The sequence below is a fragment of the Pseudomonas sp. B6002 genome, from assembly GCF_013385985.1.
Taxonomy (GTDB): Bacteria; Pseudomonadota; Gammaproteobacteria; order Pseudomonadales; family Pseudomonadaceae; genus Aquipseudomonas.
In genome coordinates this window covers 463,715-478,580 of the sequence record NZ_JACAOY010000006.1, presented here as the reverse complement: position 1 = coordinate 478,580, position 14,866 = coordinate 463,715, and the positions used below count along the sequence as shown (strand labels likewise).

The following is a 14,866-nucleotide window of genomic DNA, read 5'->3' as shown; positions in this document are numbered from 1 at the left end:
TTCAAGCCGGAGTGAGGGCATGTCGAGCCTAGGCGAGACACCGAGTGGTGGGGCAAGAGCGCTTTGGTTACTTTCGCGCTTTTCGAAAGTGACCCGCCGTAAGGGCGGAACCCTAAGCCGCCGTTACCGCAGCAACGGATATGTACTCCGACCAAAAATTTATAGCGCCCAGCCCAAAGTCATCGCAGGCAAGCCAGCTCCCACATTAGGACCGTGTACATCCAATAACGCTAAATCGCCTGACAGGCCGCCTTCGCGAGCAAGTCGAATCGCCGCACCGCCGCTCCCACAGTTTGAATCGATTACACCCATACTGCGCGCACAAAAAAGGCCGATTCGCGGTATGCGCGAATCGGCCTGTGTCGTTGCCGCCTGGAATCAGGACAGCAGCGAGTAAATCAGCGCAGTAATCGCCACCAGGCCCACCGCCGTGACAAACACATTGGACGCCTGCCCACGGTACTTGGCCATGGCCGGCACCTTGCGGATGGCATACATCGGCATCAGGAACAGAATCGATGCGATGACAGGACCGCCCAGGGTCTCGATCATGCCGAGAATGCTCGGGTTAAGCGTGGCGACGATCCAGCACACCACCAGCATGAAGGCTGCGGTCATGCGGTCCAGCGTCTTGGGCGCCGGACGACGCCCCGTCTTGACCACCAGGCCCTTGAGGCCTTCGCTGGCGCCGATGTAGTGGCCCAGGAACGACTTGGCAATCGCCACGAACGCGATCAGAGGCGCGGCGAAGGCGATGGTCGGGTTGTCGAAGTGGTTGGCCAGGTAGGACAGGATCGACAGGTTCTGCGCTTTCGCCTCGGCCAACTGCGCCGGCGACAGGGTCAGCACGCAGCTGAACACGAAGAACAGCACCATCACCACCATCAACAGGTGGGCGCGGGACAGGATCTGCGAGCTGCGCTCATCGGCGTGGGCACCGTACTGGCGCTTCTGGTCCACCGCGAACGCCGAGATGATCGGCGAATGGTTGAAAGAGAACACCATCACCGGGATGGCCAGCCACAGGGTGTTGAGCAGCGCCGAGGGGGCCGGCACTTCACTCGCAGTGCTGAGGATGCCGCCGGTCCAGTGAGGGATCAGGTAAACGGCCAGGAACAGCAAGGCCACGATAAACGGGTACACCATCAGGCTCATGGCCTTGACGATCACCTGCTCGCCGCAACGCACCACGGCCAACAGGCCGAGGATCAGCACAAACGCCAGGATCGCCCGGGGCGGCGGCATGATGTGCAGCTGGTGCTCCATGAAGCTGCTGACGGTATTGGTCAGTGCGACGCTGTAGATCAACAGGATCGGGAAGATCGCAAAGAAGTACAGCAAGGTGATCAGCGCGCCAGCCTTGATGCCGAAGTGTTCTTCGACCACGTCGGTAATGTCGGAGCCTTCACGGCCGGACAGGACGAAACGGGTCAGGCCACGGTGGGCAAAGAACGTCATCGGGAACGCCAGCAACGCAAGGATCAGCAGCGGCCAGAAGCCCCCCAGACCGGCGTTGATGGGCAAGAACAAGGTGCCGGCGCCAATGGCGGTGCCGAACAGGCCGAGCATCCAGGTGGTGTCCTGGCGGCTCCAGCTTGTGAGAGTTGCAGGTGTCGTCTCATAACGTTGGTCGACGCTATTGGCCTGATCATTCATCCGGTCGGATCTCCGCATTTCCATAGCCGGGACGAGTCAGAAAAACCTGACAGGCAGCGCCCCGACCATAATAGGGGCGCGATTGTCCGGGATTCTCCTGAATAAGCAAAGACTTAGCTGAGGAACGGTTGTGCGGTGCAGACGCTCGATAGTGGCTATAAGCGCCGTTTTACGCTGGCTCCAGCGCCGCTGCGGGAATACATTCCCCAACAAATCTATTTTAGATTGCCGGGCATTCCTGTACTTTTTAGCGCAGTGCCCGCCTTTCTCCCGAGAACCCCGCCATGCCTCGCGTCTCCCGCAAACAAGCCGAACTCAACCGCGAAATCATCGTCGAGGCCGCCACACGTCTGTTCCGTGAGCGCGGGCTGCATGGCATCAGCCTGTCGGACGTGATGGCCGCCGCCGGCCTGACCCACGGCGGTTTCTACGGGCACTTTGCCTCCAAGGAAGCCCTGGCCACCGAGGCGTGCCAAAAGGCATTTGAACAATCCAACCTCGGCTGGCAGGACAAGATCAGCGCCAGCGCTGACGCCCAGGCCGCCCGGGAAGCGATCCTGCGCCCGTACTTCTCGACCCACCACCGCGACAACCCCGGCGACGGCTGCCCGATCTCGGCCTTTACCCCGGACATGTGCCATGAACCGGCCGACACCGCCTTGCAGCACAGTTTCATCAACGGCGTCGAGCAGTCGCTGGAGGTCTTCGACCAACTGCGGGATGACCGCCGTGAGGCCATGCTGGCGGATTACGCAATGATGGTCGGCGCGTTGGTGCTCGCCCGTGCGACTCGAGGCAGTGGCTTGTCAGAAGAATTCCTCAACGCCGCCCGAAATACGCTTCTGCCCGAGAAGAAAACGGACACCTCCGTTGACAGCCACTGACCCGCCACAGCATGATCAGGCCATGAACCTTATCCAGCTGTTCCTCACCCGCACCACTACCACGACCGCTTCTGGCGGGTCGTGCGGTGACCGTGGGTGCATGAACTAGACACACCCCGGAATCACCCCAAGGCCCCGCCAGCAATGGACGGGGCCTTTTTATTGCTCCGTCACCTGGCACACATAAGGAGCACCCCCATGGCTAACGCCCTGCTGATCATCGACATGCAAGTCGGCCTGTACGACGGCCCGGAAAAACCCTTCGAACGGGAGCGCGTGCTCGACACCATCAACCTGCTGATTCAACGCGCCCGCGCCGCCCACGCACCGATCTTCGTCGCTCGCCACACCGGCCCGGCCGGCTCCCCCATCGAAGCGGGCAGCCCGCTCTGGCAACTGTGGCCGGGCCTTGAGGTAGACGAAGCCCGCGACTGTCTGTTCAGCAAAACCCGCCCCAGCTGCTTTTCAGGCACTGACCTGGCCGAGCGCCTGGCGGCAGCAAACGTCGATGAGTTGGTGATCGTCGGGATGAAAACGCAGTTCTGTGTCGACACCACTTGCCGGGTGGCGGTTGAGCTGGGGTTTTCGGTGGTGTTGCCGGAGGATGGCCATACCTGCATGGACACCCCGGCGCTGTCCGCCAGGGCGATCATCGAGCATCACAATGCGACGCTGGCAGGGACATTTGTGAAGCGGGTCAAAGCGGTGGATGTCTGGCGTTAGGCCGTGGCTACCGCCTACTAAAAAGCCGAGGTCTTGCGCAGTTCGCCATTGATGGCGTCCTGCGCAACGTTCAGTTGTTCTACAAGCTCTGTGGTTTCGTATGCCGTCAATGCCACGACCGGACGATCCCAGTCGAAATTCTTGATGACATTTATCCGGAAACCACCCGAAGCATCAAACTCAGGGTACCAACCCACATCCAGTAGTAGTCCACCGGCAAACTCCACCTGGAGCATATCTTCTTTCAGCAAGTCGGTTTGTTTTGCCACCGCAATGTCCTGCAACAGTGACAGATCGTCATGGGTGACTGTGCCACCGCTAAAGTTGAACGCGATCAATTTGTTAACCTCATGAATTCCTGTTCAGAAATCGGGTGGCCATGTATAGCGCCAGCACTGAGTTCTACTCGCACCCAGCGGCTGAGTTTCCCATGACTGGCTCCGATGCAATGCTGGCATTCCATCACTTTCCAGGGTTTTCCGTTGGTGGTGGGCACTCCATTTTTATAGGCCTCTCGTTCCAGCTTTTCAATAGCGATGCCGGGCCGGTATTTGGCCGGGCCCACCACTGTACTGGCGATGACCGTTCTCCAGGGGACAAGCGTTGAGGGGCAGTGTTTGTAACCGTATGGCGTCCATTCGATCTCTTCGGGTGTGGCAGGAACAAGCATCCATGTCGTCTCTGCAGGTGGGAAAGTCGACAAAGTCTGGCTCAGTACACCCACCCTGGACGGACGGTTTTGAAATTCAGACAGGCCTTACGAAAGAAGAAAATTTTCTATCCCAACAAAACGCTCCGTCTTACAAATCACGCATACTGCCCCTCTCAAACCCTTCAGGAAGAGCCTTCCGATGTCCACCACCGTTCTGGTCCTGGTTGAAACCATCAACGAATACCTGCAAATCATCGAGAGCAATGACTTTCATGTGATTCTGGCGCCGACGCCTGCCGAACGCGCCCAGGCGATCAAGGCCCATGGTGGGCAGATCAAGGCGGTGCTGACCCGTGGCCCGCTGGGCTTGTATGCCGAAGAAATCGCCGCCTTGCCGCTGCTGGAGATCATCTGCGTGATCGGCGCTGGCTATGAGCACGTGGACCTGCAAGCGGCGAGCAACCGTGGGATTGTCGTGACCAACGGCGCCGGGGTGAACGCGCCGTCGGTGGCCGACCACGCCATGGCGCTGCTGCTGTCGCTGGTTCGCGGCATCCCCCAGACAGACGCCGCCGTGCGCCGCAGCGAATGGCCCAAGGTGATGCGCCCGTCTCTGGGTGGCAAGCAATTGGGCATCCTCGGGCTGGGTGCGGTGGGCATGGAGATCGCCAAGCGTGCGTCCCTCGGGTTCGGCATGGAGGTGAGTTATCACAACCGCCAGCCTCGCGATGACGTGGACTACACCTATTGCGCAACCGCCGTGGAACTGGCGCGTACTTCGGACTTCCTGATCCTGGCCACGCCCGGCGGGGCCAGTACTCGCCACCTGATCGATCGCCACGCCCTTGACGCACTGGGGCCCAACGGCTACTTGGTGAACATCGGCCGTGGCAGCGTGGTGGTCACCGCCGACCTGGTGACGGCACTGGAGCAGCGCCGGATCGGCGGCGCCGCACTGGACGTGTTCGACGATGAGCCCAAGGTGCCCGACGCGCTCAAGAAGCTGAGCAATACCGTGCTCACCTCCCACGTCGCCGGCCTGTCACCGGAAGCCGCCCATGACACCGTGCAGCGCGTCGCCGACAACCTGGTGGAATACTTCGCCGGCCGCCCGGTGCTCACGCCGGTCGCCCTGCCCCCGCCCACTAAATGACCGATCAGGCACGCTGATCATCATCCAACACGCTAACCTATTAAGCCGCCCCGACCTTGTCGCTGGGCGGCTGCGCGCATTAGATTAGGAAATAGTCCGAGGCCTTTAGAATAAGCAGAAGGGATAAGCATGGCGCTTAACGACCAATCGACCCAGATTCGCCCAGGCGAAGAACTTGATGCCAGCCTGATCGATCCCTACCTCAAGGCCCATATCCCGGGCCTGAGCGGCACGCCCAAAATCAGCCAGTTCCCCGGCGGTGCGTCGAACCTGACCTACCTGCTGGAATACCCGGGCCAGGAATTCGTGCTGCGCCGCCCGCCTTTTGGCCACAAGGCCAAGTCAGCCCACGACATGGGCCGCGAATACCGCATTCTCAATCAGCTCAAGGACGGCTTCCCGTATTGCCCCAAAGCCTACGTGCATTGCACCGATGAGTCGGTGATCGGCGCCGAGTTCTACGTGATGGAACGGGTCAACGGCATCATCCTGCGCTCCGACCTGCCGGCCGAACTGGGCCTGGATGCGGCCAAGACCGAGGCCCTGTGCAAAAGCTTCATCGACAAGTTCGTGGAGTTGCATCAGGTCGACTACACCGCCTGCGGCCTGGCCGACCTGGGCAAGCCGGAAGGCTACGTGGAACGTCAGATCCGAGGCTGGAGCGACCGCTACGAGAAAGCCCTGACCCCCGATGCGCCGCGCTGGGAAGCCGTACGCGCGTGGCTCAACGACAAGATGCCGGCCGACCACCCGACCTCCAGCATCGTGCACAACGACTACCGCTTCGATAACGTGATCCTCGACCCGCACAACCCGATGCAGATCATCGGCGTGCTCGACTGGGAGCTGACCACCCTCGGCGATCCGCTGATGGACCTGGGCAACACCCTCGCCTACTGGATCGAAGCGGCGGACCCGGCGCCGGTGCAACTGATGCGCCGCCAACCGAGCAATGCGCCAGGCATGCTCACCCGTCGCCAGTTCGTCGACTATTACGCCGAACGCGCAGGCATTGAGATCGACAATTTCGACTTCTACTACACCTACGGCCTGTTCCGCCTGGCCGGCATCGTGCAGCAGATCTACTACCGCTTCTTCCATGGCCAGACCCAGGACAAACGCTTTGCACAGTTCATTCACATGAACAAGCTGCTGGAGCAGATGAGCCTGAACGTCATCAGCAAATCGTCCCTTTAAGGAACCGCTATGTCCAAGACCCACCTGTTCGACCTCGACGGCAAGATCGCATTCGTTTCCGGCGCCAGCCGTGGCATCGGCGAAGCCATCGCCAAGTTGCTGGCCCAGCAAGGCGCCCATGTGATCGTGTCCAGCCGAAAACTGGAAGGCTGCCAGCACGTGGCCGATGCGATCATTGCCGACGGCGGCAAAGCCACCGCCGTGGCCTGCCACATCGGTGAAATGGAACAGATCACCCAGGTCTTCGCCGGTATCCGCGAGCAGTTCGGGCGCCTGGATATCCTGGTCAACAATGCGGCCACCAACCCACAGTTCTGCAACGTGCTGGACACCGACCTCGGGGCCTTCCAGAAGACCGTTGACGTGAATATTCGCGGCTACTTCTTCATGTCGGTGGAAGCCGGCAAGCTGATGCGTGAGAACGGCGGCGGCAGCATCATCAACGTGGCGTCGATCAACGGGATCTCCCCGGGTGTGTTCCAGGGCATCTACTCGGTGACCAAGGCCGCCGTGATCAACATGACCAAGGTGTTCGCCAAGGAGTGCGCCGCGTTCGGCATTCGTTGCAACGCCCTGCTACCTGGCCTGACCGACACCAAGTTCGCCTCGGCGCTGGTCAAGAACGACTCGATCCTGAAAATGGCCCTGGCGCAGATTCCCCTCAAGCGTGTGGCCGACCCCAGCGAAATGGCCGGCGCGGTGTTGTTCCTGGCCAGTGATGCGTCCAGCTACACCACGGGTGTGTCACTGAATGTGGACGGTGGTTTCCTGTCCTGATTCCGCGGGCATCACCCACCTCAATGTAGGAGCCGGCTTGCTGGCGATAGCGATCCATCAGTGAACAGCGTTGCAGCTGACCCACCGCCATCGCTGGCAAGCCAGCTCCTACAGTGGATCTTCTTCGTTACGCAGCCTCCTGTGGGAGCTGGCTTGCCTGCGAAAGCGGTGGGCAAGCCCCACATTGTTGATCGGCGGTGTACTCAAGGATTTGGCGGTTGTTGCCGAAAGCTCACCGCGAGGCGGTTCCAGCCGCTGATGCTGGACACCGCCATGGTCAGGTCCACCAGTTCCTGCTCACTGAATTCTGCGCGCACTGCCGTGTAGAGCTCATCTGAAACCCTTGAAGTCGGCAGCATTGCCACCGACTCGCACCAGGCCAATGCGGCCTTCTCCCGCCCGTTGAAAAACGGCGAGTCACGCCACACGCACAGTGCAAACAGGCGTCGCTCCGTCTCCCCCCGCTGCCGTGCTGCCATCGAGTGCATGTCGGTACAAAACCCGCAGTGGTTGAGCTGCGAGACGCGGATCTTGATCAGTTCCAGCAACGGCTTTTCGATGGACAACCCAAAGGTGGCAGCTTCCAGCATCAACATGCCCTTGAGCGCTTGCGGTGAGGCGGTGTAGTAATCCAGGCGGGGTTCCATGGGCGGTTCTCGTGCGGCCGGTGCGATGACAGCCCAGCCTAACGCCCAGGCGCTGCAAGCCCTATAGCCAATCGGGCGGATTCTGGACAGACCATTTTGAGGGCGCCACGCGAGCGAGTAACCTTGGGGCAGATTCAGCGCCTCAGGATAAAACATGGAACTGCACGTGGTGATCAACGGCCGCAAGGACCTGGCCGAACAGTTGTACCAGCAACTGCGAGAAGCCATCGGCTCCGGGCGCCTGGCCGCAGGCGCGCAGTTACCGCCCAGCCGCCTGCTGGCCGAACAGCTAGGGGTATCGCGCAAAACCGTCTCCGACACCTATGCCACCCTCACCTACGAGGGCCTGCTGGTGGGCAAGACCGGCCGGGGCACGTTCGTCAATGCCCATGCGCCCCAGGCCGAGCGCGTGCAAACCGCCACCGACCTGGCCTGCGCCGCCAACCTGGGCAAATGGGCGGCGCTGCCCTCGCCCATGCGCCACCCCACCCGTGACAGCACGCTGCGCTACGAATTTATCGGCGGCGCCACCAGCCGCAACCAGTTCCCCCAGGATGAATGGCGCCGCTGCACCCAGGACGCCTTGCGCCGTATCGCTCAGAACAGCGGTTTCTACAGTCAACCCGAAGGTTTGCCGGCGCTGCGCGAGGCGATTGCCGGGCATATTGCGTTTTCTCGCGGGGTCAAATGCCGCGCCGATAACATCGTGGTGACCAATGGCGCCCAGCAAGCCCTGGACCTGATCGCCCGCGTGGTGTTGGAGCCGGGCACCATCGTCGCCATGGAAGATCCCGGCTACAGCCCGGCACGCCAGTTGTTCATGGCGATGGGCGCCCAGGTGGCCAGCATCCCGGTGGACGAACAGGGCATCGAGGTGGACAAGATTCCCGACGGCACACGGCTGATCTACGTGACACCGTCCCATCAGTTCCCCCTCGGCATGCCCATGAGCCTGGCGCGGCGCGAGGCGCTGCTGGCCCGCGCCTTCGTGCTGGGCGCAATCATCATCGAAGACGACTACGACAGCGAGTTCCGCTACGAAGGCCGCCCCACCGATTCCCTGCAAAGCATAGACACGCGAGGCGTGGTGACCTATGTAGGCACCTTCTCCAAAACCTTGCTGCCGGAGCTGCGCCTGGGTTACGCCGTGCTGCCTCCGGCGATTTATGGTGCGGTGCTCAAGGCCAAGCAACTGACCGACCAGCACAGTTCCACCCTACCCCAGTGGGCCCTGGCCAAGTTCATCAGCGAAGGCTACCTGCTCAAGCATATCCGCCGCTGTCACACGGTGTACGCCGGACGCCGCGAGCGCATTCTGCAACGTCTGGCGGGTGATCTGTCGCCGTGGTTCGAGGCCGTGCCGACGGTGGCGGGCTTCCACATGGCGGCGCTGTGCAAGGTGCCAGTGAACATCCCGTTGCTGATGGAACTGGCGCGGCAGGTGGAGGTGGGGCTGTACCCGGTGGATGTGTTCTTCCATGACGTGCCGGTGCGGTCGGGCCTGGTCATCGGCTTCGGCGCCATTGAGCTGTTGGACATCGACCCGGCGCTGGACCGGGTGCGCGATATCCTGCAGCAGATTGGCTAGGCGGTTTTCCGCAGGATTGGTCATTGGTCGAGCACGGGGCCGGGCGTAGGGTGAAGGGGTCTCGAACTACGCGGAAACCCCCATCATGAAACGACTGCTCGCTGCCACGCTGATGCTCGCCTCCCTCAGCGCCTTTGCCCACGAACCGGTGTACAACCAGGAATCGATCAAGGTCCTGCAAGAGCACGCCCTGACCAACGTGCCTGGCAAGAAAACCATCATGCTCACCGTCGACTACGCCCCCGGCCAGGCCACCGTGCCCCATAGCCATACCGGCACCGCCGTGGCGTACGTGCTGCAAGGCGCGATCACTTCACGGGTGAATGATGAGCCGGCAAAAACCTACCAGGTCGGCGAAACCTTCTACGAACCGGCCGGTTCCCGGCACTTTGAATCGAGCAACGCCAGCCAGACACAACCGGCGAAGTTGCTGGTGGTGATGGTGCTGGATGACAAGGCCGAGGTGCTCACTCCATTGAAGCAATGACTCCGACCTGTAGGAGCCGGCTTGCCAGCGATCGGGCCTCAAGTGATGCAGTGATACCCAGGCCGCCATCGCCGGCAAGCCGGGCTCCTACAGGTTTGAGCGTGGGCTGTCAGGGGCGTTTGAATTGATGGCGCAGTGCTTCGATCTGTGGCCGGCAAGCGCAGCCTTCGAGGTGGTCATTGACCATGCCCATCGCCTGCATCAGCGCATACATCGTGGTCGGGCCCACATAGGTCCAACCGCGTTTCTTCAAGGCCTTGGAGAGGCGCACCGAGGCCGGTGAGGTTGGGTTCGTCGTCCAATAAGCCATGTCCACCACGGCCGGGCGCTCTTCCTCGGCGGGCTCGAACGCCCACAACCAGCGCGCCAACGAACCCGTTTCGTCCACCAGCTCACACGCCCGCCGCGCATTGTTGATGGTGGACACGATCTTCGCCCGATTGCGCACGATGCCGGGGTCGCTCATCAAACGTTCGATATCCGCCTCGCCGTACTGCGCCACCCGGCGAAAATCAAACCCGTCGAACGCCGCCCGGAACTGCTCGCGCTTGCGCAGGATGGTGATCCACGCCATGCCCGCCTGAAAACCTTCCAGGCAGATCTTCTCGTACAACAAGGTGTCATCCCCGACCGGCACGCCCCACTCGTGGTCGTGATACTGCGGGTACTGCGGTGCCGCCGTGCGCCAGGTGCAATGGGTGCGCCCGTTTTCGTCCGTTGTCAGCCCTGGTTTGTCCATCCATCACCTCATCGACTTAGCCGTGGATGATAAGCGAAAAAAATTTGAGCCCGCCAACCGCTCAAGCATCGCCCTCACCGACCAACTGGTCAGACCGGGACCGGTCAACCCCTGAATATTTACTTGTGATTTCAAAAAAACCCGGCGTAGACTGGCCCCGCACTGGACTTACCGGTATGACCACAACAATTAAGCCCTGGAACCACCAGGGCACCGAATAGAGATCCCTCCCATGCTCAGATGGTGCTCGCGTTCGATTTTCCTGCAAGTCGTGATTGGCCTGATACTCGGCATAGTCTGCGGCCTGGCCCTTCCCGAATTCTCCTCGCAACTCAAACCCCTGGGTGACGGCTTTATCAAGCTGATCAAAATGCTGATCGGCCTGATTGTGTTCTGCGTGGTGGTCAGCGGTATTTCCGGCGCCGGCGACCTGAAAAAGGTCGGGCGTATCGGCCTCAAGTCGGTGATCTACTTTGAAGTGCTCACTACCGTTGCCCTGGTGATCGGCCTGGTGATGGCGTTCAGCACCGGCATCGGCCAAGGCGCCAATATCCACCTGGAGCAGCTGTCGTCCGCCGGCCTCAATGAACTGGCCGACAAGGGCCAGCACATCCGCGGCACCAGCCAGTTCCTGATGGACCTGATCCCCAATTCGGTGATCGGTGCCTTCGCCGACAACAATGTGCTGCAAGTGCTGTTGTTCTCGGTACTGTTCGGCAGCGCGCTGAACCTGGTGGGCGAAGCGGCGTCGGGCATTTCGCGCCTGATCAACGAACTGAGCCACATCATCTTCCGCATCATGGGCATGATCGTGCGCCTGGCGCCGATTGGCGTGTTCGGTGCGATCGCCTTCACCACCAGCACTTACGGCCTGGATTCCCTGCAGCACCTGGGCAGTCTGGTGGGCCTGTTCTACCTGACCTGCTTTGCCTTTGTCGGGCTGATCCTGGGCCTGGTGATGCGCTTGTCGGGCCTGCGTATGTTGCCGCTGCTCAAGTACCTGCGCGAAGAACTGCTGATCGTGATGGGCACCGCCTCCTCCGACGCTGTGCTGCCACAGATCATGCGTAAACTCGAACACCTGGGCATCGGCAGCTCCACCGTGGGCCTGGTGATTCCGACGGGCTACTCGTTCAACCTTGACGGGTTCTCCATCTACCTGACCCTGGCCATTGTGTTCATTGCCAACGCCACCGGCACGCCGCTGTCGATGACCGATTTGCTGACCATCCTGCTGGTGTCGCTGATCACCTCCAAAGGGGCCCACGGCATTCCCGGTTCGGCACTGGTGATTCTGGCGGCGACGCTCACGGCGATCCCGGCGATTCCGGTGGTGGGCCTGGTGCTGGTGCTGGCGGTGGATTGGTTCATGGGCATTGGTCGTGCGCTGACTAACCTGATCGGTAACTGCGTGGCGACCGTGGCTATCGCGCGCTGGGAAAAAGACATCGATATCCAGCGGGCCAACAAGGTGCTCGACGGCCAGCAAGGCTATGCCTTCCAGGCCAAGAAGCCGGTACTGCCGGCCCACCAAGAGTTCTGACCCGCTCTCAACCGCTGCATAAATCTAATGTGGGAGCTGGCTTGTCGGGTCGCCGCATCGCTGCGATAGCGGTGGGTCAGCAACAGAGATGCTGGCTGACAGTCAGTCATCGCAGGCAAGCCAGCTCCCACATTTTGACCGTCGCCAATTTGACAATCGTATTCGCAACATCAAGGAGAGGTAGACGTGATCAGCACCTCAACCGTCGTCAATTCAGTGGTAGAAAAACTGCGCGCCGCCTTGGCGCGTGGCCAGTGGCGCCGGGGTGAAATGCTGCCCGGCCAGCGCGAACTGGCCGAACAGATGGGCATCAGCCGTCCGAGCCTGCGCGAAGCCGTGATCGTGCTGGAAACCCTCGGCCTGGTGCGCTCCATGCCAGGCAAAGGCGTGGTGGTGCTGGAAACCAGCGTCAACGAGCCGCAATCGAGTGACGCCGTCGCCGACGCGAGCCTCGAAGACATCCTGCAACTGCGCTACACCCTCGAGCCCTTCATCGTCGGCCTGGTGGCCCAGTCCATCAGCAGCAAGGAAGTCGGCCAACTGCGCCTCACCCTCATGGACATGCGCGAAGCCCTTGACGCCGAAGACGCCGAAGCCGGCATGAATGCCTATATCGGCTTTCACGAAGAACTGTTCGCTCTCACCTCCAACCCGATCTTCCAGAACGTGGTGCAACAGACCAGCAACGCGCTCAAGCAAAGCGCCCAAGTGCTGCGTAACTCCCCTGAACATCTGGCGGAACGCTTGCAGGAAAACGAAGCCGTGGTGCGCGCCATTCGTAACAAGAACAGCGCCCTGGCCAGCGCCGAGATGCGTCGGCACATCCTCCAGGAAGGCCTGCGCATGGGCATTCGCTTGAACATCCCGGACGACCACCTGGGCAGCTGACTTTAGGAGACTGGCCATGACCGCTCACGCCTTGCACTACGAACCTACTCTCCCGACCCTGCGCCTGGTCGCGGGTAAAAAACCTTCGGTGGACGACATCTACCCACGCCTGTTCGACGCCATTCTCGAGCAACGTATTGCGCCAGCCAGCCGTTTTACAGAAGAAGGCCTGGGCGAAATCTTCGGAGTGAGTCGCAGCGTGATTCGCCGCGTGTTGGCCAAGCTTTCCCATCAGCAAGTGATCATCCTGCGCCCCAACCAGCGCGCCCAAGTGGCCGCTCCAGATGCCCAGCAAACGCGGCAGATCCTCGAAGCCCGACGCCTGACCGAAATTACCGTGGTGCAATTGGCTTGCGTGCACGCCACACCGACCCAGGTGCGCCAGCTGCGCGAGCTGATCACCCGTGAGCGCGAGTGTATAGAGCGCGACCAGCGTGGCCCGGCGATTCGTTTGTCCGGCGAATTTCACCTGCAATTGGCGGCGATGGCACGCAATGCCCCCCTTGCGCAGTTTCTCAACAGCCTGGTACCGCTAACCTCGCTGATCATCGCCCAGTACGAAGCGCACGCCTGCACCTACTGCGCATGGCAGGACCATATGGCCATTGTCGACGCCGTGGAACAGCGAGATGTGACGGCCGCCGTGGCCTTGATGACGGAGCACCTGGATCATTTGGAAACCCGGCTACTCAAGCTCAACTGACGGCGGCTGTCACCTGCAGCGCCACCTAAAACGGCCGCGTGACCAACCCGCACGTTGGGTGCGACCTGCACCGGGCGCAATAACAAACCGGCGCCTGGTGCCGCTCACCCTAGTTATGTACCGACTATGGCTCTAACCGCGACCGTAACCTGTTCTGGCACAACTCAAGTGCTCAATGACAGGTAAAAACATGAACATGGATACTCAAACACTGCCAGCGCTGTTCGCACTGCTCACAAAACTGGACAGTGAAGAGAACACACAGACCGCCGCCGCCACCCAAGCAGCACTCGACCACCTGAACACCACGGCCACCAAAACAGGGTTTGAGTTGTTTTCTCTTGAGAATTACGCGCAAGCCGAACTCCCACTGACGGTCGCAGCAGCACAGGGTAACGCAGAGGCGCAGTACGCACTGGCAACCTGTGTGAGCAGTCGCGATGGCGGTTTTCGCAGAGCGTCTGAAGCAACGCGAAAATGGCTCTGGTTGGCAGCCGCTCAAAACCATGTCCCGGCACTGATGAGGCTGGGCGACGCTGCCTCCCTGAAAAAAGCGAATGAACTGCTGACGCCCGCAGCACTTGCTGGCGACGCTGAAGCCATGGTGCTTCTTTTCAAACTCACTGATGAGGTGAAATGGTTGAGCATGGCCGTAGCCAAGAACCACCACCACGCCCAATTCCTGCTCGCCGTAGCCTACCGCAAGACGCCGGACCTGGTTCCCAATAGCGTAGAACGTAGCGCGCTCATTGAAGAGCTTTTGCAAAAAGCGGCAGATGGCAACGATATGCTTGCATTGGCTGACCGAGTGTTCCCCTCCGATTCCACTGCTGACGTCAAAGAGAAGCAACATAGGCTGATCCAGCTAGCGCAGTTGGGTCAGATCGACGCACTCCTGGAGTATGGGTATGCGTTGGCGCACCTGCCACGCAGTGGCAAAGGAACATCTAACTTTCCGCGAAGGCACGCGACAGCCGCACGTACATACGGGCTTGAAAAGGATCTCGCTCGTGCTTATGCCACTCTGAATTTCGTCATGCCTAAACTGGCTAGTGACGCACAGGCTGAAGTACTGGCACAGGACCTCGACGCAATCCGGCATCAAATGAACCCAACGCAGTTTGCAGGCGCCGAACGCATTGATCACGACCTGAAAAGAATCATCCCATCGCTATTCAAGTCAATGGAGCGTCTGATCATCGTAGGGGCGCCGTACTGATCACAGTGCG

The 14,866-nt window shown here is 60.8% G+C and carries 16 protein-coding genes; 11 read left to right on the top strand and 5 right to left on the bottom strand.

Going from position 1 to position 14,866, the window contains the following annotated elements; all coding sequences use genetic code 11:
* Positions 1-378 precede the first annotated feature (378 nt).
* Entirely contained in the window at positions 379-1,656 is a 1,278-nt protein-coding gene (locus tag HX792_RS09390; protein WP_176995804.1) for a serine/threonine transporter, read from the bottom strand.
* A 284-nt stretch (positions 1,657-1,940) separates the two neighbouring features.
* On the opposite strand from HX792_RS09390, the gene HX792_RS09385 reads away from it, so the two are divergent.
* A complete protein-coding gene (locus HX792_RS09385) occupies positions 1,941-2,540 on the top strand; it encodes a TetR/AcrR family transcriptional regulator (RefSeq protein ID WP_176995803.1) in 600 nt (199 codons plus the stop codon).
* Between the two features lie 198 nt (positions 2,541-2,738).
* Positions 2,739-3,263, top strand: a complete 525-nt coding sequence (locus tag HX792_RS09380; protein WP_176995802.1) for a cysteine hydrolase family protein — start codon at positions 2,739-2,741, stop codon at positions 3,261-3,263.
* A gap of 17 nt (positions 3,264-3,280) precedes the next feature.
* Here the strand turns inward: HX792_RS09380 and HX792_RS09375 are convergent, their stop codons facing one another.
* The gene (locus HX792_RS09375) at positions 3,281-3,601 is read right to left on the bottom strand and encodes a hypothetical protein (protein WP_176995801.1); all 321 of its coding nucleotides are present in this window, start codon (positions 3,599-3,601) and stop codon (positions 3,281-3,283) included.
* Positions 3,598-3,933, bottom strand: coding sequence for a hypothetical protein (locus tag HX792_RS09370; protein WP_176995800.1), 336 nt, complete (start codon positions 3,931-3,933; stop codon positions 3,598-3,600). Before HX792_RS09370 ends, HX792_RS09375 begins: the two co-directional genes overlap by 4 nt.
* A gap of 181 nt (positions 3,934-4,114) precedes the next feature.
* Between HX792_RS09370 and HX792_RS09365 the strand changes: the two genes are divergently transcribed.
* From HX792_RS09365 to HX792_RS09355, 3 genes are all read left to right on the top strand, one after another.
* Complete coding sequence (locus HX792_RS09365; RefSeq protein WP_176995799.1) at positions 4,115-5,068, top strand: 2-hydroxyacid dehydrogenase; 954 nt, start codon at positions 4,115-4,117, stop codon at positions 5,066-5,068.
* A gap of 129 nt (positions 5,069-5,197) precedes the next feature.
* Positions 5,198-6,265 (top strand): phosphotransferase family protein, encoded by a 1,068-nt coding sequence (locus HX792_RS09360; protein WP_176995798.1) that lies wholly within the window; start codon positions 5,198-5,200, stop codon positions 6,263-6,265.
* A gap of 9 nt (positions 6,266-6,274) precedes the next feature.
* Entirely contained in the window at positions 6,275-7,042 is a 768-nt protein-coding gene (locus HX792_RS09355) for an SDR family oxidoreductase (protein ID WP_094952746.1), read from the top strand.
* 203 nt (positions 7,043-7,245) lie between these two features.
* On the opposite strand, the gene HX792_RS09350 is transcribed toward HX792_RS09355, so the two are convergent.
* Positions 7,246-7,689, bottom strand: coding sequence for a carboxymuconolactone decarboxylase family protein (locus tag HX792_RS09350; protein WP_176995797.1), 444 nt, complete (start codon positions 7,687-7,689; stop codon positions 7,246-7,248).
* A 154-nt stretch (positions 7,690-7,843) separates the two neighbouring features.
* On the opposite strand from HX792_RS09350, the gene HX792_RS09345 reads away from it, so the two are divergent.
* Positions 7,844-9,277: a PLP-dependent aminotransferase family protein gene (locus tag HX792_RS09345; RefSeq protein WP_176995796.1), complete on the top strand. Its 1,434-nt coding sequence runs from the start codon at positions 7,844-7,846 to the stop codon at positions 9,275-9,277.
* 85 nt (positions 9,278-9,362) lie between these two features.
* A complete protein-coding gene (locus HX792_RS09340; protein ID WP_176995795.1) occupies positions 9,363-9,764 on the top strand; it encodes a cupin domain-containing protein in 402 nt (133 codons plus the stop codon).
* Between the two features lie 109 nt (positions 9,765-9,873).
* Here the strand turns inward: HX792_RS09340 and HX792_RS09335 are convergent, their stop codons facing one another.
* Positions 9,874-10,503, bottom strand: coding sequence for a DNA-3-methyladenine glycosylase I (locus HX792_RS09335; RefSeq protein WP_176995794.1), 630 nt, complete (start codon positions 10,501-10,503; stop codon positions 9,874-9,876).
* Between the two features lie 217 nt (positions 10,504-10,720).
* Here HX792_RS09335 and HX792_RS09330 point away from each other — a divergent pair, with 217 nt between their 5' ends.
* The 4 genes from HX792_RS09330 to HX792_RS09315 all read left to right on the top strand — a co-directional run bounded on the left by HX792_RS09330 (position 10,721) and on the right by HX792_RS09315 (position 14,856).
* The gene (locus tag HX792_RS09330; RefSeq protein WP_176996173.1) at positions 10,721-12,046 is read left to right on the top strand and encodes a C4-dicarboxylate transporter DctA; all 1,326 of its coding nucleotides are present in this window, start codon (positions 10,721-10,723) and stop codon (positions 12,044-12,046) included.
* Between the two features lie 186 nt (positions 12,047-12,232).
* Positions 12,233-12,934 (top strand): FCD domain-containing protein, encoded by a 702-nt coding sequence (locus HX792_RS09325; RefSeq protein ID WP_176995793.1) that lies wholly within the window; start codon positions 12,233-12,235, stop codon positions 12,932-12,934.
* A 16-nt stretch (positions 12,935-12,950) separates the two neighbouring features.
* On the top strand, positions 12,951-13,637 hold the full coding sequence (locus tag HX792_RS09320) for a GntR family transcriptional regulator (RefSeq protein ID WP_176995792.1): 687 nt from the start codon (positions 12,951-12,953) through the stop codon (positions 13,635-13,637).
* A gap of 190 nt (positions 13,638-13,827) precedes the next feature.
* Complete coding sequence (locus tag HX792_RS09315) at positions 13,828-14,856, top strand: tetratricopeptide repeat protein (RefSeq protein ID WP_176995791.1); 1,029 nt, start codon at positions 13,828-13,830, stop codon at positions 14,854-14,856.
* The last annotated feature ends 10 nt before the right edge of the window (positions 14,857-14,866 follow it).